The sequence below is a fragment of the Achromobacter sp. JCM 18799 genome (genome assembly GCF_055395645.1).
On the sequence record NZ_AP043866.1, the window covers coordinates 2,268,368 to 2,284,675 of the forward strand.

The following is a 16,308-nucleotide window of genomic DNA, read 5'->3' on the forward strand; positions in this document are numbered from 1 at the left end:
CTGTCGCCCCCTACGGGGCATTCCCTATTGCGTGTTCACATCGCCGTCTCGGCAATGCCATCGGCAGGCTCGCCCTGACCTGCTCCCAGCTGCAGCTTGCGCATTTTTTCCCACAACACCTTGCGGCTGATGCCCAGCATGTGGGCGGTATCCTGGCGGCGCCAGCCATTGGCGTCCAGCGCCGCCAGCACGCGTTCGCGTTCGGCGCGCTCGGCGTCGGTGAAAGCGGCGGGCTCGGCCCGCGCGGCGGCCGAAGCGGCGGCCGAGCGCAGCGGCTCGGCCAATTGGTCGAAGATGCGTTCGATGCGCGCCTGGTCCCAGACCTGGCGCTGGCGCCGCACAATCGCGACGCGCTCAGCCACGTTGGACAGTTCACGCACATTGCCCTCGTAGCGCGTGCGCGAGACGCGTTCCAGCAGCCATTGCGGCGCTTCGTCCTCCACGCCCAGGCGTTGCAGCAAGGCGCGGAAGATCGCCGCCTTTTCCTGCGGGCCGCACTGTTCCAGGTTGGGAATGCGCAGTTCGATCACCGCCAGCCGGTAGTACAGGTCCGCGCGGAACTCGTCTTGCCCCACCAGCACGCGCAAATCCTTGTTGGTCGCGGCGACCAGGCGGAAGTCCACCGGCACTTCCACGGTCGAGCCCAGCCGCGTCACCGTGTTCTGCTCCAGGACCCGCAAGAGCTTGACCTGCTGGTACAGCGGCAGGTCGCCGATTTCGTCCAGGAACAGCGTGCCGCCGTTGGCCTGCTCGAAATACCCCTTGTGCGCGCCGATCGCGCCGGTGAACGCGCCCTTGGCATGGCCGAAGAAATGCGCCTCGAACAGGCCCTCGGGGATGGCGCCGCAGTTGACCGCCACAAAGGGGCCGTCGAACCAGGCGGCCTGCTCATGCAACAGGCGTGCGATGCGTTCCTTGCCCACGCCGGTTTCACCATGGATCAGCACGTTGCTGCGGCAGTCGGCGTACATGTCGGCTTCCGCCAGCAGATCCTGCATGGTCGCGGAAACGGCGATCAGCGGCTGCTCGCGCCGAGGCGCGGCGCGGTTGAGCTGGTTCAGCGTGCCCAGCAGCTCATACAGCAGCTTGCGCAGGTCCGCGGTGGTGAAGGTCAGCGGCAACGTGTAGGAGTATTCCGGCGGGTAGTAGCGCGGATCGCGTCCGCGCGCCTCTGCGGCCACCCAGATGACCGGCAGACCTTGCGCCGCCAGCCAGTCGTAGCCGCTGAAGCGCTTGTCGCCCATCACCGACACCGACACCAGGGCCACGGCCGGCCGCGCCAGGTCACGCGGCGGCGGAAACGCGGTGCCGGCGTCCGCGCGCAGCAGCGACACGTCCATGCCCGCCAGGCAACGTTCGGCGCGGCTGGCAATGTCGGAGGTGCCTTCCCAGACGTACACGTCGAATTCTTCGCGCGCGAAATTCTGGCTCATCGCTTGGACCATGCGGGAATGGAAGAGATAGGGGTCACGGGCTTCATCGTCAATACACCAGGCGGGGTTTGCCGCAATCCACGGAAATCAGCGATACGTCGGTCTGCCCCACGCTCAGGCCCAGCGCATTGAGCAGCTGCTGCAGCACCACGGACAACGAACTCAGCAAGGGATCCAGCAGCACCATGACGACCGACAGCACGCCGCCTACCTGCCCGCTGCCGTTCAAGGCCAGCGTGCCGACCGCGTTGACACGGCACTGCCGGATCGCGTCGGGCACCAGCGCCAGGGCGCAGGTCACATCGCTGAGCGGGGCAAACAAGAGCGAATTCAGGATGCCGCCGACCAGTTGCAGCGTACCGCCCAATACACCCGTCAAGCCGCCCGTCGTCAGGCGCGTGCCGAGCTGGTCCATCGCCGTCTTGGACCACTGCAAGTCATTGACGACCTTGGAGATGGTCTTGCCGGCGTTGTTCTTGTCTCCGCCCACCAACTGCGTCGCCAGATCGGTGCGCTGCTTTTCTGTCAGCGGCGTGCCGTTGTTGAACAAGTCCCCCAGGATGCCTCCGATCAGCGCGTCCGTCAGGTTGCCGGCCAGTTTGGAGAGGTCCAGGTTGGTGGCATTGACGGTGGCGGTGGCGTTGGGCGATGGCGGCGCGGTCAGCGTCACCGACACGGGCGCGGAGGAACTGAACACCGGCAACGTGACCCGGGCGCTGAGCGGCAGTATGCCCAGCACGTTCAGTACCTGATAGCGGTCGACGGAGCCGAATGCGCTGGGCTCGCAGCGGTTCGTGAGCGATTGGAAGTTTTTGGATTTGATGTCGGTATTGGACTCCATGCCCGGAAAGCGTCCCAGGCAGACGCTGGCCGCGGCCGACGTCACGTCGATCACCGCCTGGTTTTCGGCCAAGGGGGCCTCGCACAGTTTGCGCAGCGTACCCGTGGATTGCGCCACGTCGATGATGATGGGCAGATCGACCTTGGTGTTCAGGGTGTTGGCCAGCAAGGGCCCGACCAGCGGGATGTTGCTGGTGTTGATGCGCAGATACACGCGGATGCCGGCGCTGACGGCCTGCACGCCCACGCCGCCGACAGCCACTGCAGGCGGCTCGACGATGCGCACCCCCGCATCCAGGCCCAGCAGCGGCACGCTCAGCCCCAGATTGATCAGATTGCTGCCGTTGGCGATGACCAGGCCGGTCTCCAGGATGTTGAGCGCATTGACCTGGGCCTGCAAAGCGGCGCTGGGGTCGCCGCCCACCACGTCCAGATTCAGCACGCCGCCGTCTCCGAACAGCTTCACAGGCAGGTTCAGCGGCATCAGGTCCAACACCGTATTGATGGCTGCGCTCAGCAGCCCGACATCGGCGTTGACGGTTCTCTGCTTGTCGATGAGGCTCAGCGTGGCGTGCAGGAGCTGACCCAGGGTCAGGTTGCTCAGCGCCGTCAATTGCTCGGGCGTACCCACGCCCGCCGCCACCGACAGCGGCAGGCCCAGCGCTTCCAGCAGGCCGGCCGGGGTGATGCCGACATTGGCCAGGCCGGCGGCGTCCAGCACGTCCAGCTGCGTGGGCGAGGCCCCCGCCGTGGCCAGCAGCTGCGACAGCAGGCCGCCGCGTTCCAGGCGCAATAGCCGCGATCCCACCGAGAAGGCTGCCACAGGCTGCGTGTTGGTCGCCACCGCCGCGACCGACGCCGTGACGCCGCCCACGCCGGGGATGAGATTGGCCAGCTGCTTGCGCGCCGCCACCCGCACGGCGTTATAGGCCTGCCCGCCGGCCGCGTCGAAGACGTGCATGCCGGAGGGGTCGGAACGCGTCGGATCCCATACCTTGCATTCCACCGTGAAATCGGCGGCCGTGAACGCGTCCAGGATGTTCGGCACATTGGCCAGCGCGGAAGCCCGGCCGGCGGCGGCGGCCCGGGTGCAATCCGCACTGGAGCCCAGGCTCAGCACCTGGACTGCCGACAGCGCCGCCAGGTCCGCCGCCTTCTGCATTTCGCGCTTCATGTAGAAGCCGTAGCCGAGCTGCAGCACGCCGAGCAGCACCACCCCCACCATCACCGCGAAGACGACGGCGACGGTCATGCTGCCGCGTTGCCGCGACGGCGGGGAAGGATGTGGACGGCCGGCTGACATGCTCTTGCGACTCCATACCCGCACGCGGCGGGGAACAGCAACGCTCCGAACCTATTGGACGTTGGGGATTTCCACATTCCGGTCGAACCACACGGGAATGGGATGCTTGAAGCTCTCCAGGTAGCGGTTCCAGGCCGCCGTGGACACCGGCCCCAGCACGGGCAAGGCATTGCCAGCGCGCCGCCCGTCGGCCTGCGCCGCCAGCAGGCCGCGCGTCACGTCGCCAAAGCCCTCTTGCGCCGCCGGCGCGGCGGCAGGCGCTTGCGGCAGCGGCGTCTGCACCTGCTGCACCACGGCCCGCTCCGGCATGGAGGCCGCGGACGCGGGTTCCGGCGCCGACGCGGCGGCGGGCGCCTGGGCGGGCGGCGCGCTGCTCGCGGCGCCCGACATGCTGCCCGTCAGCGGCGCATTGGATTGCGCCAGGGCGGCCGCGGGCGCCTGCGCCGCAAGCGCGCAGGCCAGGATGAACAAGGCGTGATGGGTCGATGGAGACATGGCAGTCTTCCTTAAAACGGAGTTAGCGCACGATGGGCCCGTTGCCCAGGCCGTCCATCAAGGGGCTCATCAACGGCATGACGGCCTGTTCGCCGCTGGACACCCGGGTGGCAGGCGCAAGGGAAGCGCCCGGCGCCGGGGCCAACTGGCCGCGGATCTCGGCGGCCAGGCGCAGAACCTGTCCGCGCGCCTCTTCGCCCAGCTGCGCCCGCTCCATCAGGCGCTGGGCCTTGAGCGGATCCCCCTCCACCAGCAGCAGCACCGCCAGGTTCGCCAGCACCTTGCCGCTTTCCGGCGTCAATTCGGCCGCCTGCCCCAAGGGCACGCGCGCGCCCGCCGGATCGCCCGCGCGCAGACGCGCATAGCCCAGGTCGCCCAGGATGCGCGCGTCCATGGGCGCCAGCTTGGCCGCCCGCGAGAAGTAATCGGCCGCCTGATCGAACTGCCCGCGCGAACCGGCGATCAGGCCCAGGCCATGCCAGCCCTCGGCCGCCTGGTCGGTGGCGGTCAGCGCGCGATAGGCCTGTTCGCTCAGCGCCGCCTGCCCGGTCTGGCGCAGCGCCTCGGCGCGCAGCACGGCCACGCGCGCGTCATTACCGTACTTCTGCTGGTAGCCGTCGATGTAGGCAAGCGACGCGAAATAGCGTTCCTGGCGTTGCGACTCGACGATCATGGACAGCATCATCTCGGGTTCCTTGGGCGAATGGCACTTACTTAAGCCTCACAACCTTGAAGTCACGGGCGTAAGCATTTGAATTTGAAGAAAAAAGGAGGTGGCTGACCAAGGGATTGATAGGATGGTTGTTACGAAGCTTCCAAACCATCTTTCGAAAGGCCAGCCACCATGAATCGTAATGCACGAAGCGCTTTGCATCAACGTCGAAGCAGGATCGGACGCCGGGCACGGGCAACCCCGGCGGTGGAGTTCTTCAACGTGCTGACCAGCCCGGAATTGCTGGCGACAACCGAAGCGCTGCTGCCTGAGCATCGCGAGCGGCTCTATCCGCCCACGGTTGCGCTGTCCATGTTCATGCGTCAGGTGCTGGAGGCCGATGGCTCGTGCCAGAAGGCGGTCAACGGCTGGGCAGCGCAACGCGCAGCCGATGGTCTGAGCCCGTGCAGCGTTCGCACCGGCGGATACTGCCGGGCGCGCCAGCGCCTGCCGCTGGAGATGGTCAGTACGCTCACGCGCGAAACAGGGCGCTTGCTCAGCCAGAAGGCGCTGGCGCCATGGCTGTGGCGCGGGCGTTCGGTCAAACTGGTCGATGGCACCGGGATCTCGATGCCCGATACTCCGGAGAACCAAGCCTTGTATCCCCAGCCCAACACCCAGGCGCCCGGAGTGGGTTTTCCTCTGGCGCGACTTGTCATGGTGATTTGCCTGGCCAGCGGCGCGGCGCTTGATATGGCGGTAGGACCCCACAGCGGCAAGGGCAGCGGCGAACTCGGACTGGTGCGCGGCCTGCTCGAAGGCTTCTCCCCAGGCGATGTGATGCTGGCCGATGCCCTGTACTGCAATTATTTCTTGATCGCCACTCTGATGGCCACAGGCGTGGATGTGTTGTTCGAGCAAAACGGCTCGCGTATCACCGACTTTCGCCGTGGCCAGTCGCTGGGCACGCGCGATCACTTGGTGCACTGGCCCAAGCCTGCGGCGCGCCCAGAGTGGATGACGCCCGAGCAGTACGCTCACTTCCCCGACGAACTCATGGTCCGTGAAGTCAAAGTCGCCCACCAGGTGCTGGTCACCACGATGCTCGATCATCGCAAGGTCAGCAAGGACGATCTCTCGGCGCTGTATGCGCGTCGCTGGAACGTCGAGCTTGACCTGCGCAACCTCAAGACCACCACGGGCATGGATGTGCTGAGCTGCCAGACGCCGCAGATGAACGAGAAACAGCTGTGGGTCCATCTACTGGCCTACAACGTGATCCGGCTGCTCATGGCGCAGGCCGCCTGCAATGCCGGTGTCGACCCGCGCGAGCTGAGCTTCAAGCACACGGTGCAATTGTGGACCGAGTGGGTCTCGCGCGGTCTGTCGGCAGCGAAGGATGGCGGGCGGCTGTTCACATTGATCGCCCAGTGCAGAGTGGGCAATCGATCCGGACGTATCGAGCCGCGAATGCGAAAGCGACGACCCAAACCCTACTCATGGTTAAAGGTCCCGCGTGCCCATGCTCGCCGGAAAATCAAGATGCATGGTCACGACTGGGATCCAAAGTAAGTGCCATTCTTCCTTGGGCCGGCTCTTGCTCTGGGCCTCGTCTTCTTTCTGCCGCAGCAGCGCCTGCTCCTGCTGCTGTTGCTGGATCAGTTGCCAGGCGGATTCCGCGTTGTTGGTCTTGCATCCGCTCAAACCCGCGCCCGCCGCCAGCACCGTGGCGACGAGCGCCCAGCGCCATGCGCGCGAGCTGTTTTCCGTTGCGCCGTTCATTACATCCCCCCCATGCGCGACAAGCCGCGCAACACCGCGATAAAACCGGCCCCGCCCGTCACGATCAACAGCGCGGGCAATAGCGTCACGATCATGACCCCGGTCATCTTGACCGTGGTCTTGCCCACCTTCTCCTTCAGCTCCAGGCGCCGCTTGTCGCGCAGGCGTTCGCCGAAGCGGTTCAAGGGCTCCTGCACCGCGCCGCCGTGCTGGTCCACCTGCGCGATCAGGCGGCAGATGGCGGACAGGTCGTCGTTGTCGAAGCCCGTGGCCATCCTGGCCAGCGATTGTTCGCGCGTGCGGCCACGCACATAGAGTTCGGACGCCAGCCGCAATTCGAATGACAGCACCGGCAGCACCTGGCCGAACTCCTTGACCAGCACCTGCAGGCTCTGGTCGATCGACAGGCCCACGCCCTGCAACAGGCGCAGCAGGTCGATCAGCAAGGGCAGCTCATCGGCCGCCTGCCGGCGGCGGCGCGCCAGGCGCCGCTGCACGATCCATTTGGGCAGCATGTAGCCGACCGCGAAGGCCACGAAGGCCGCGACCAAGGCGCCCAGCGGCATATCCGGCAGATGCTTGTGCCAGTCCAGCACGACCGCCGCCACGGGCAGCAGAATCGCCAGCCCGAACCGGATCAGGACGAAGCGCGAGCGCGCGGTGCCGGGGTCGGCATAGCCGGCCATGTCCACCAGCTTGCGGTCCTCGGCGGCCAACAGGGCGTCGGCCAGCCGGCCCTCGCTCAGGCGCTTGCCGAACGTGTCGGCCGCCCGCGCGGCCGCCGCCAGCCTGCCCTGCCCGCCTTCGTTGCGCGCGGCCGCCGGCGCCTTCGCGCCGTCGCGCGCGGCCAGCGCCTGATCCACCACCTGACGGCTGCGGCCCTGGCTGCGCAAGCGCCGCGCCATGCCCAGGCCCAGCACCACCAGGCCGGCCGCCACCAGCATCAGCGCCATCGCCAGCACGGTGGAAGCGTTCCAGGATTGCAGGATGTGCATGCGCCCCCCCGGTCAGATGGCCTTGGCCATGCGATAGAGCCAATAGCAGCCGCCGATCTGCAGGCAGACCGCGGTCAGCAGCATCCTGAAGCCTTGCGGGTCTTGCCACAGCCCCATGAACAGGTTGTTGTTGGCGACGATGATGAAGCCCGCGATGCCCACGGGCAGCAAGGCCAGGATCCAGGCCGACAAGCGGACCTCGGCCGAGCTGGCGGTCAGTTCATTGCGCGCCTGCGCCACGTCGCGCATGAAGGCCGCCATGCGTTCCAGCACCTGGTCGCTGCGGCCGCCAAACCGCAGGGCCAGCGACACCAGCGCCGCCACCATGTACAGCTCCTTCAACCCATACAGGCGCGACACGTGCGCCAAGGCCGCATCCAGCTCCTTGGAGCGGCTCAGGCTGGCCGCCGTCTCCACCACTTCGCGCAAGGGCTCGTCGGCTGCTGCGGCGGCGGTCTGGAAGGCGGCGCCCATGCTGTTGCCGATGGTAAGCAGGCGCACGATGTTGTCCAGGAACGCAGGCAGCTGCGAGATCATGCGCCGCTGGCGCTTGTCGGCCCGCAGCCACAGCAGGAAGTAGGCGAACACGGCCAGCAGCAGGAAGCTCACTGCGCCGGAAAGCGCCCCCAGGAAGATCCACGCCAGCGCCGCGCCGACCACGACGGGAAGCGCGATGCGCACATACAAGCCCGCGCTTTGCCGCAGGCCGGTCAGGCGCAGCAAGCGGTCCCAGCCGGAAAACCCGCTGCGGAACTGACGCGAGCTCTCGGCGAACGGCGCGTCGGCGGCGGCCGCGTCGCGGCCCCGCTGCAACTGGCTTTCCAGAAAGGCGGAGCTGGCCGCCCGGCGGGCGCTGCGGTCGGCGTGGCGCCACAGCAGCGCCGCCGCGATGGCCAGCACCGCGGCCAGGCTTGCAAGGACCAGGGCTTCGGGCATCAGCGCCTCCTGCTCCAGAATCCGCCGCTCCCGCCATCGCGGTCGTCTGGCGGGTTGTCGTTGGCGCGCGCCTCGTTGCGCAGCTTGGCCAGCTTGGGCGTGTGAGGATGGATGCCCAGCCAGTTCCAGCGATCCTTCTCCTCGCCGTCCGGCGTCGCATAGGATTCGTGGCGATAGAGTTCCTGCGTGGAGATCACGTTGTCGCCCATGCCTGTGATCTCGGTCACCGACAGCACACGGCGCTTGCCGTTGGACAGGCGGCCGATCTGCACGATGAAGTCCAGCGCGCTGGCGATCTGCCTGCGCAAGCTGTCCTCGCTGCCCTGGAAGCCGGCGAATCCGGCCAGCATCTCGATCCGGTACAGGCATTCGCGCGGGGAGTTCGCGTGGATGGTCGCCATGGAACCCTCGTGCCCGGTGTTCATGGCCTGCAGCATGTCCATGACCTCGGCGCCGCGCACTTCGCCCACCACCACGCGGTCCGGCCGCATGCGCAGGCTGTTGCGGATCAGCTCGCGGATGCTGACCGCGCCGCTGCCGTCAAAACCGCCCTGGCGCGACTCCAGCCGCACCACGTGAGGATGGTTGAGCGACAGTTCGGCGGTGTCCTCGACTGTTACCACACGTTCCGTTTCCGGGATGAAGAACGCCAGCGCGTTCAGCAGCGAGGTCTTGCCCGAGCTGGTGCCGCCGGACACCAGGATATTGCAGCGGTTCTTCACCGCCTCGTTCAGCAGCCGGTAGATCTCTTCGTCGAAGCTGCCCAGGGTCAGCAGGTCCGCGGGTTTGAGCGGATCCTGGCGGAACTTGCGGATCGACACCATGGGGCCGTCCACCGCCAACGGTTCGATCACCACGTTCAGGCGGCCGCCGTCGGGCAGGCGCGCGTCCACCATGGGGCTGGACTCGTCGAGCCGCCGGCCGATCGGGGCCAGGATGCGGCGCACGATGCGCAGCACGTGCTGGTTGTCGGTGAAGCGCAGCGTCTCGCGGGCCAGCACGCCGCGCCGCGAAACGAAGACATTGTCATAGCCGTTGATCAGGATATCCTCCACGGCCGGGTCCGCCAGCAGATCCTCCAGGGGACCCAGGCCGGCCAGTTCCTTGGTCAGCGCTTCGGCAATGGCGCGCATTTCCCCTTCGTTGATCGGCACCCTGCGCAGGCGCACGAAGCTCGCGACCTCGATGTCCACGAATTCCTGGATCGCCGACCTGGCCCAGCGGCCGAACTCCGCGCCCAGTTCTTCGATGCGGGACAGCAGGTGCTCGTAGGCCGCCGTCTTCACTTCCTGGTAGCGGTCCGACGCCGAAAAGCCTTTGTCGCCATCGCCGCCGAACTCTATCGTCGCTGTCATGATCATGTCGGATCCCGTAGCCGTCCGTCTGTCTGTCCGTCAACCGACCACCATGCGGCGGTGCACGCCTGGCAGCCAGGTGGCCAGCCAGCCTGCCCGCCCGCCAGGCGCGTTCTCTTCGGCGCACAGGCGTTCCGCCAGCGCCTGCACCGCCCGCACGTAGACATCGCGTTCGGCCTCTTCGTGCAGCAGATGGCCGCGGTTCGTGCACACCATCAGCGGCAGCGTGCGGTCCGGCAGCGTGCCCACCAGTTCCAGCTGGAAGCGTTCGGCGATCTGCTGCGCCGTCATGCCGTAGCGTTCGTCATAACGGTTGACGATCAGGCCCAGGCTGCGCCGGTCCACGTGCTGTTGCTCCAGCTCCTGCAGCACGCCGGCCAGCGACACCAGCGCGCCGACGCTCTGGTCGGTCACGATCCAATTCAGCTGCGAGGCGCGCGCCAACCCCGACACGAATTCAGGGTTGCTGAAACCGCCCGCATCGGCCACCACGACCGAGAAGTGCTGGCGCATGCGCTCGAACACCAGCAGCGAATCCGACTGCGACACGTCGCGCATCTGGCCCAGATCGCGCGGCAGCGACAGCACGCTCAAGCCGTTGGCCGTATGCGCCATGGCCGACCCCAGCAGCGTCGAGTCGAGGCGGCGCAGGTTGCGGGCCGCCTCGGCGAAATCGAAGTCGCCGCCGATGTTCAGGTAGAGCTGGCAATCGCCTATGGGCCAGCCCAGGTCCATCAACGCGACGCGGCTGGACAGGGGTAGCGGCTCGCCGGCGGGCTTGGGCGTCTTGGCGCCGCTCGTGGCTGCGCGCTGGCCGTGCGCGAGCTTCAAGCGGTCCTGCACCATCCCCGCCATATGCACGGCCAAGGTGCTGGTCCCCACGCCAGGCCGCGCGCCCAGCAGCACGACGCTGCGGCGCGTGCCGTCCATGCGGCCGTCGGATGGCCGGTCGAGCAGGCGCAGCACCACCTCCTTGATCTCCTGCGGTGCCACCGAGGGATCGACGAAATCGCTGACGCCTGCCCGCAAGGCGGCGATCGCCCCCTCCGGCTGGCTCAGGAAGCCGACCGCCACGCGCGGCAAGGTCGGCGCGATGCGGGCCAGCAAGCGCGCCAGTTCGGCGGACTTGAACAGTTTGCCGGGTTCGTCGTCGCTCAGTGTGAAGTCCAGGAACACCACCTGCGGCGCGATCTCCGTCAGGCGCCGCGCCAATTCCTCGATGCGCGGCGCTTCCTGGGTCAGCATCCCCAGGTCGCCCAAGGCCTGTCCCAACTGTGCGGCAACCGCGTTGCCCTGGGAGCAGAACAGGAACCGCGTGCCGTTTTGCAGGCCCACCCATTCGCTGGCATGTGTCTTCATATTGCTCACCGTGAAAAGCCCGGCATCTGCTGGCCGCCCACCGGGCCGGTCAGGTAATAGCCCCAAGCATTGAACGCCGTATCCGTTTGCTCCTGCTTGGCTCCCGGCAGCGGCAGGGCCACGCCGCGCGCGATGGGGCGCACCAGGCGCGGCGTCACGACGATGACCAGCTCGGTGTCCTCTTGGGAATAGTCGACGCTGCGGAAAAAGGAGCCGATGATGGGCAGGTCGCCCAGCATGGGCACCTTGTTGACCATGGCCTTGGTCTGGCGCGATACCAGGCCGCTGATCACGAAGCTTTCGCCATCGCCCAGTTCCACCGTGGTGTCGGCGCGGCGCGTGCGCAGGGCGGGAATGATGGTGCTGGTATCCGCGCTGGTATTGATGGCGATGCCGTTGGTGTAGTCGAGTTCGCTGGCCTCGGGCGCGACCTTCAGCGAGATGCGGTCGCGCGACAGCACCGTGGGCGTGACGGTCAGGCCGATGCCAAAGGGCTTGAAGGTCACGTTGACCGTGCCCAGGCCGCCGGCCTGCGGAATCGGCAATTCGCCGCCAGCCAGGAAGCTGGCGCTCTGCCCCGTCAAGGCCACCAGGGTCGGCTCGGCCAGGACACGGGCCATGCCGTTGGTTTGCAGCAGCCGCAGCCGCGCCGAAAAATTGTTGGAGTCGTAAAACAGCGAAAAGCCGGATGCCAGCGCGCCGCCCAGGCTGGCCGGCATGGTGGAGCTGCCGCCGCTCCAGGGGCCGTTGCTGGCCGTGAAGCTGATGCCGGCCGCCTTCATCACCGAACGCGACACTTCCACGACCTTCACTTCCACCTGCACCACCCCGCCGCTGCCGGCGGTGGACATGTCCACCACGTTTTTTTCCCCGCCGACGGCGGATGCCGCCATGGTGGCCGACGCGATCTGCCCCAGCTGCGATTCGGCGTGTCCCGACACCACGGCATGGCCGTCGGCGATGTCCACGTTGGCGCCGCCGCCCAGGCCGCGGCTCGCCAAGGCGCCCTGCACGCTGCCGCCGACGCGGACGTTCCATATCTGCGGAGTCGCATTGTTGCCGATCCATACCTGCAGTTGCGTGGTGCCGGCTTTCTTGCCATAGAGCAGCACCGAGCCCGCGCGCTTGCCGGAGGCGGGCAATACCTTCACGTCCGCCACATCCGGGTCGCCGATGGCGATGCGCGTGGGCGCGCCGCCATCCAGCATGAGAGTCTGCTGCCCCTTCACCGCCATCGAGATGTCGCGGACCGGCGCGCTCGCTCCGGCCGCGGGCGCCGCGATCTGAGCCAGGCTGAGACCTGCGTGCGCCATCGCCGCCGCAGCCGACAGCAGGCAGATCATGGTGGTGCGCTGATGTTTCTTCATAGTGCTGGACCCGATGATGGAATAAGTCCGGCTGCGGTCAGCGCCTGGTCCGCCCGCAGCCCCGTTCAATAGCGCACGCGCTCGGATTTCTCTCCTCGGATGATTTCCACTGTCCGGCCGCCGCCGGAACCCTGGGGCCGGCTGGCGGCGCGGGTGGCGGGCGCCAACGCCGCGGCCGTCGTGCCGTCCAGTTGCACCAGGCTCTCGCCGGCGTAGGCGCGGTTCGGTCCCGTCAGCAGCGACTCGCGCTGCGCGGGGGTCAGGTCGGTGCGCACCGGCAGCACCGTGCCGCGCCGGGCGAACAACTGCGCATCGGGCATGCTGTCGTCGCCCACCGGGCGCAAGGCCAACTGCAGGCGGCCGGCGCGGCTGGCCAGCATCAGCTCATTGACGCGTTCGACCGGCACGGCCAGCACCGCGGTGCGCGCCGGCTGACCAGGACCGCCTTGCTGCAGCGCCGACTTTTCATCCGGGCCTTCCACCGTAGCCCTGCCATACGCCAGCACGCGCACCTGCGACTGCAGCAGGCGGGCCTGGCCGACGGCAACTTCAGCGCTTTTTTCGATCATGAAGAACACGTCCACCATGTCGCCAGGGACGATACGATTGCCGCCGCCGATCACTTCGTCCACCGCGATGGCGACGGCGCGCTCGCCCGGCTTGAGCTGGCGCGCCAGGCCTTGCGTCAGCAGGCTGGGCAAAATCGGATCGCCTGCGGCGATGTCGACCTTCGTCACCGCGCCCTCCAGCGGCGCGACGTCGGCAAACCCTCCGGACAGCGCGACCTGCCACTGCGCCACCGTCAGCATTCTTGCGCCGTCGATGCGCGAACCGGCCGGGATCGGCTCTCGGGCCACCACCACCGGATGGAGTTTGAGCGGTTCCGCGGGCGCCGCCGCGACAGGCGCAGGCGTCACGCTGGGCGGAGGACTCGCGGGCGCCGAGGCCAGCCGCCAGGCCACGAAGGCCAGCACCAGGCCCGCCACCAGCAACATGCCCGCGATGATCTTGCTCAGACTGCTCATGGTGTCCCCTGCGATATCTGCACGACAGCCTGCGAATGCAATCTGTTGGGTATCCAGTTCCGGTTCGCGCCCGGCAATGCCGTGATCAGCCCCCGCACGGTCTCCAATAGCGGCCAGGACTGCGTGTTGTAGGTCATGGCGACAGTGGCGCAATCGGCCGGCCTGCCGCCTGCCCCCGTCCAGGCACAGGGCGCGCGCGTGGCGCTGCACAGCACCGCGGAGCCGGCCGAAAACGTACCCATCGCCGCCAGACAGGCCGCCGCAGGCACATCGGCCTGACCACTGAAGCGGGCATAGACGGCCGCGCGCGCGCCATCGGCCGCGGCGGCGGCCAACTGCTGCTGCATCCAGAACAGCGCGCCGAACCCGACCACGCCGCAAATAAAGAGCAGCAGCAGGGTGAGCGTCAACGAAAACTCCAACGCCGCGATGCCGCGCTGGCGCTTGCGTGGCGTCTGGCTCCCAGGGTGTTGCGCATGAGCTCGCATCTCAGCCTCCCCCGCCCAAGGCATTGCCCAGATGCACCGTGGCGCGCGCGCTCAGCACGCTGGAGGCCGGCATCAGCGCCGCCCGCAGGAGCGGCACCGAAGGGATGAGCGGATGGGCGCCATATGCGTAGGACACGTAGACTTCGATCTGATCCTGCGCCAGGGGCATGCCGCTGCAGGCGCCGCCCGCCGCGCTGCTGAGCGCGCCCGCGCTGCCGCAGACCGCCACCTGGACCGGCGCGGCGGACATCGTGCTGATCCACTCCGCCTGGTACAGCGCCGAATCGCGGCCGGCGTTGGCCCGCGCCGTCAGCGACGCGGAACCCGCCTGCCACTGCAGGACCTTGCGGGCGCCATCCTGTGCGGCCAAGGTCACGGAATGCTGCGCGGCGACCACCAGGGAATACGTCAGGATCCCGTAAAACACCAGGAAGAACACCACGAATACCAAGGCGAACTCCACGGAATAAGAACCGCGATGCCGGCGGCGAGCCCCAGATACGCGGCATAGGGAATCTGGCGCGCCCGGTTGCTCAACGCCCAGACCCGGGACACCGCCAGATACAGCAGGCCATGCAAGCCGGCCAGCACGCTGGCCAGCGCCAGCGTCGCCATCAGCGGCGCGAAGCCCAGCAGCAGTCCGAGCACGGCAATGGCCTTGATATCCCCCGCCCCCATGAGACGCCTGCGCCACAGCGGCAGGAACGGCGCCGCGGCCAAAAAACCGGCCAGCGCCATCAACCATCCCGACCATCGCGGCGGATAGGCCCAGCCGGGCGCCAGCAAGGCTGCCAGCAGCCATAGCAATTGGCCCGCAAGTCCCGCGATGATCAGCCGGTTGGGGACGCGGCGATAGCGCAGATCGGCGTGGATCAGCGCCAGAATCCAGCATGCGAACAACAGCCACCACAGCACTACCCCTGGATACAAGGCTGGACCTTCTGAAAAAACGGATACGACGATGGGCGCGCCCGATAGGCGCGGACTCCTTCAATCAAGTGATGCCATGTTGCGGGTACGCGCCGCGGCGGCCGGGAACACGCCGCCGCCACGGCGCGGACGGGTTGCGGCTCAGGTCGGAGGCGGGGTAGTGGTACCGGTCTTGGCGTTGTCCAGCTTGGTGCCAAGTTCCTCGAACATGCCCTTCAAGGACCCGGTAAACGCCCCCACCGCGACAATGAGGGCTACCGCCACCATTCCCGCGATCAGCCCGTACTCCAGGGCGGTGATGCCGTCTTCGTCATTCCAGAACTGCGCAAGTGTCGCTTTCATGTCGAGCTCCATGGGTCTCGATTGATGACTGGGGCCGCTCTTCAATGTTCTTCAAGAAGCAGAGCCCCCTAAAGCCTGGAACCGCCCGCTCGCCGCTGTGATTCCCGCGGCGCGCGTCCAGGGTCCAGCTAACCCGGCCCCGGCGTGGCTCCGGGCAATCTGTCCGTAGCCGCGCCAGGGGCCGATTCAATGATCGAGTCGATGCGCTGCGCCGTGCGCGCGCGAAAGCGTTCGGAAGCGCGCTGCAAGTGCCAGCGCATGAGGAACAAGGTGACGATCGAGAGCGCGAAAGCGATGTAAGGCAGCTTGGCGCCGCCGATATGCAGGCCGACGGCGTCGTTCTGTGTTGTGCAGATGACCGCGCCGGCTGCGGCGCCGGTGTAATGCATGCCGCAAACCGCGATGGCCATCAACACCGCCGCGCCGATGCGCTGGCGTTCATTCTGGGTATTGAAGGCAAGCCACAAGGCCGCGGTAGCCGCGATGACGGCGATCAGCACCGACAAGACAACCAGCGGCAGGTTCCAGAGCAATACCGCCGGCATGCGCGCCGCGCTCATGCCGACATAATGCATGGAGGCCACGCCAAACCCCGCGGCGCAGCCACCGACCAGGCATCGGAGAAAGGTAAAGCGTTCACGGCCGACATACCAGAACGCCCAGCCGGAAAACCCTGCGGCAACCACGAAACTGAGTATCGTCAGGCCGACCTGGTAACCCACTTCGAATGGCAGGTTCTGCGCCAGCATGCCGATGAAATGCATGCTCCAGATACCCACGCCGCCCATCGCAACCGCGCCGATGACGATATAGCCGATGCGGATTTCGCCGTCCTGGGTTTCTGCCCGGATACCGGCCGCAGCCAGCAGGGCCACATACGAACCCAACGCGGCAATCAGGAACGAAAGCGCGACCAGACCGCCGTTGAAGGAAAGCGGAACGACATCGCCCGGGCTCATGGATGCCCCGCTTGTGGCGAGCCATGGCGGCAATACGCGGCCGCCAG

17 protein-coding genes are annotated in these 16,308 nt (G+C 67.3%); 1 reads left to right on the forward strand and 16 read right to left on the reverse strand.

Annotated features, from left to right (window positions below):
* Positions 1 to 35: 35 nt before the first annotated feature.
* The 4 genes from ACZ5YA_RS10725 to ACZ5YA_RS10740 form a co-directional block, all read right to left on the reverse strand.
* Entirely contained in the window at positions 36 to 1,433 is a 1,398-nt protein-coding gene (locus tag ACZ5YA_RS10725; RefSeq protein ID WP_464092481.1) for a sigma 54-interacting transcriptional regulator, read from the reverse strand.
* A 49-nt stretch (positions 1,434 to 1,482) separates the two neighbouring features.
* Positions 1,483 to 3,525 (reverse strand): pilus assembly protein TadG-related protein, encoded by a 2,043-nt coding sequence (locus ACZ5YA_RS10730; protein ID WP_464092482.1) that lies wholly within the window; start codon positions 3,523 to 3,525, stop codon positions 1,483 to 1,485.
* Positions 3,526 to 3,627: 102 nt separating this feature from the next.
* Complete coding sequence (locus ACZ5YA_RS10735; RefSeq protein ID WP_059372263.1) at positions 3,628 to 4,071, reverse strand: DUF3613 domain-containing protein; 444 nt, start codon at positions 4,069 to 4,071, stop codon at positions 3,628 to 3,630.
* A gap of 22 nt (positions 4,072 to 4,093) precedes the next feature.
* Positions 4,094 to 4,756 carry a tetratricopeptide repeat protein gene (locus ACZ5YA_RS10740; RefSeq protein WP_464092483.1) on the reverse strand — a complete coding sequence of 221 codons (663 nt, stop codon included), beginning with the start codon at positions 4,754 to 4,756 and terminating at the stop codon, positions 4,094 to 4,096.
* Positions 4,757 to 4,915: 159 nt separating this feature from the next.
* Between ACZ5YA_RS10740 and ACZ5YA_RS10745 the strand changes: the two genes are divergently transcribed.
* Positions 4,916 to 6,295, forward strand: a complete 1,380-nt coding sequence (locus ACZ5YA_RS10745; RefSeq protein ID WP_086911694.1) for an IS4 family transposase — start codon at positions 4,916 to 4,918, stop codon at positions 6,293 to 6,295.
* On the opposite strand, the gene ACZ5YA_RS10750 is transcribed toward ACZ5YA_RS10745, so the two are convergent.
* The 12 genes from ACZ5YA_RS10750 to ACZ5YA_RS10805 all read right to left on the reverse strand — a co-directional run bounded on the left by ACZ5YA_RS10750 (position 6,227) and on the right by ACZ5YA_RS10805 (position 16,261).
* Positions 6,227 to 6,505: a hypothetical protein gene (locus ACZ5YA_RS10750; RefSeq protein ID WP_464092484.1), complete on the reverse strand. Its 279-nt coding sequence runs from the start codon at positions 6,503 to 6,505 to the stop codon at positions 6,227 to 6,229. The genes ACZ5YA_RS10745 and ACZ5YA_RS10750 overlap by 69 nt on opposite strands.
* Positions 6,505 to 7,500, reverse strand: coding sequence for a type II secretion system F family protein (locus tag ACZ5YA_RS10755; RefSeq protein WP_187774096.1), 996 nt, complete (start codon positions 7,498 to 7,500; stop codon positions 6,505 to 6,507). The genes ACZ5YA_RS10750 and ACZ5YA_RS10755 overlap by 1 nt, the downstream gene beginning before the upstream one ends.
* 12 nt (positions 7,501 to 7,512) lie before the next feature.
* Positions 7,513 to 8,436: a type II secretion system F family protein gene (locus tag ACZ5YA_RS10760; protein ID WP_464092485.1), complete on the reverse strand. Its 924-nt coding sequence runs from the start codon at positions 8,434 to 8,436 to the stop codon at positions 7,513 to 7,515.
* Positions 8,436 to 9,797: a CpaF family protein gene (locus ACZ5YA_RS10765; protein ID WP_118935012.1), complete on the reverse strand. Its 1,362-nt coding sequence runs from the start codon at positions 9,795 to 9,797 to the stop codon at positions 8,436 to 8,438. Before ACZ5YA_RS10765 ends, ACZ5YA_RS10760 begins: the two co-directional genes overlap by 1 nt.
* Positions 9,798 to 9,830: 33 nt before the next feature.
* Positions 9,831 to 11,159, reverse strand: a complete 1,329-nt coding sequence (locus ACZ5YA_RS10770; RefSeq protein ID WP_280016666.1) for a pilus assembly protein CpaE — start codon at positions 11,157 to 11,159, stop codon at positions 9,831 to 9,833.
* Complete coding sequence (locus ACZ5YA_RS10775; protein ID WP_118935008.1) at positions 11,156 to 12,517, reverse strand: type II and III secretion system protein family protein; 1,362 nt, start codon at positions 12,515 to 12,517, stop codon at positions 11,156 to 11,158. The genes ACZ5YA_RS10770 and ACZ5YA_RS10775 overlap by 4 nt, the downstream gene beginning before the upstream one ends.
* 65 nt (positions 12,518 to 12,582) lie before the next feature.
* Positions 12,583 to 13,542 carry a Flp pilus assembly protein CpaB gene (gene cpaB, locus ACZ5YA_RS10780; protein ID WP_118935006.1) on the reverse strand — a complete coding sequence of 320 codons (960 nt, stop codon included), beginning with the start codon at positions 13,540 to 13,542 and terminating at the stop codon, positions 12,583 to 12,585.
* Positions 13,539 to 14,030, reverse strand: a complete 492-nt coding sequence (locus tag ACZ5YA_RS10785) for a TadE/TadG family type IV pilus assembly protein (protein ID WP_464092486.1) — start codon at positions 14,028 to 14,030, stop codon at positions 13,539 to 13,541. The genes cpaB and ACZ5YA_RS10785 overlap by 4 nt, the downstream gene beginning before the upstream one ends.
* Position 14,031: 1 nt before the next feature.
* Positions 14,032 to 14,493: a TadE/TadG family type IV pilus assembly protein gene (locus ACZ5YA_RS10790; RefSeq protein ID WP_464092487.1), complete on the reverse strand. Its 462-nt coding sequence runs from the start codon at positions 14,491 to 14,493 to the stop codon at positions 14,032 to 14,034.
* The gene (locus ACZ5YA_RS10795) at positions 14,439 to 14,945 is read right to left on the reverse strand and encodes a prepilin peptidase (protein WP_464092488.1); all 507 of its coding nucleotides are present in this window, start codon (positions 14,943 to 14,945) and stop codon (positions 14,439 to 14,441) included. Before ACZ5YA_RS10795 ends, ACZ5YA_RS10790 begins: the two co-directional genes overlap by 55 nt.
* 156 nt (positions 14,946 to 15,101) lie before the next feature.
* A complete protein-coding gene (locus tag ACZ5YA_RS10800) occupies positions 15,102 to 15,302 on the reverse strand; it encodes a Flp family type IVb pilin (RefSeq protein WP_054453678.1) in 201 nt (66 codons plus the stop codon).
* 128 nt (positions 15,303 to 15,430) lie between these two features.
* A complete protein-coding gene (locus tag ACZ5YA_RS10805; RefSeq protein ID WP_059372243.1) occupies positions 15,431 to 16,261 on the reverse strand; it encodes an MHYT domain-containing protein in 831 nt (276 codons plus the stop codon).
* Positions 16,262 to 16,308 lie beyond the last annotated feature (47 nt).

What these genes read in the sequence shown, in the direction of transcription:
- ACZ5YA_RS10725 (WP_464092481.1), bottom strand. Translation starts at nt 1,433, where the DNA reads ATGAGCCAGAATTTCGCGCGCGAAGAATTCGACGTGTACGTCTGGGAA.
- ACZ5YA_RS10730 (WP_464092482.1), bottom strand. Translation starts at nt 3,525, where the DNA reads ATGACCGTCGCCGTCGTCTTCGCGGTGATGGTGGGGGTGGTGCTGCTC.
- ACZ5YA_RS10735 (WP_059372263.1), bottom strand. Translation starts at nt 4,071, where the DNA reads ATGTCTCCATCGACCCATCACGCCTTGTTCATCCTGGCCTGCGCGCTT.
- ACZ5YA_RS10740 (WP_464092483.1), bottom strand. Translation starts at nt 4,756, where the DNA reads ATGATGCTGTCCATGATCGTCGAGTCGCAACGCCAGGAACGCTATTTC.
- ACZ5YA_RS10745 (WP_086911694.1), top strand. Translation starts at nt 4,916, where the DNA reads ATGAATCGTAATGCACGAAGCGCTTTGCATCAACGTCGAAGCAGGATC.
- ACZ5YA_RS10750 (WP_464092484.1), bottom strand. Translation starts at nt 6,505, where the DNA reads ATGAACGGCGCAACGGAAAACAGCTCGCGCGCATGGCGCTGGGCGCTC.
- ACZ5YA_RS10755 (WP_187774096.1), bottom strand. Translation starts at nt 7,500, where the DNA reads ATGCACATCCTGCAATCCTGGAACGCTTCCACCGTGCTGGCGATGGCG.
- ACZ5YA_RS10760 (WP_464092485.1), bottom strand. Translation starts at nt 8,436, where the DNA reads ATGCCCGAAGCCCTGGTCCTTGCAAGCCTGGCCGCGGTGCTGGCCATC.
- ACZ5YA_RS10765 (WP_118935012.1), bottom strand. Translation starts at nt 9,797, where the DNA reads ATGATCATGACAGCGACGATAGAGTTCGGCGGCGATGGCGACAAAGGC.
- ACZ5YA_RS10775 (WP_118935008.1), bottom strand. Translation starts at nt 12,517, where the DNA reads ATGAAGAAACATCAGCGCACCACCATGATCTGCCTGCTGTCGGCTGCG.
- cpaB (WP_118935006.1), bottom strand. Translation starts at nt 13,542, where the DNA reads ATGAGCAGTCTGAGCAAGATCATCGCGGGCATGTTGCTGGTGGCGGGC.
- ACZ5YA_RS10785 (WP_464092486.1), bottom strand. Translation starts at nt 14,030, where the DNA reads ATGCGAGCTCATGCGCAACACCCTGGGAGCCAGACGCCACGCAAGCGC.
- ACZ5YA_RS10800 (WP_054453678.1), bottom strand. Translation starts at nt 15,302, where the DNA reads ATGAAAGCGACACTTGCGCAGTTCTGGAATGACGAAGACGGCATCACC.
- ACZ5YA_RS10805 (WP_059372243.1), bottom strand. Translation starts at nt 16,261, where the DNA reads ATGAGCCCGGGCGATGTCGTTCCGCTTTCCTTCAACGGCGGTCTGGTC.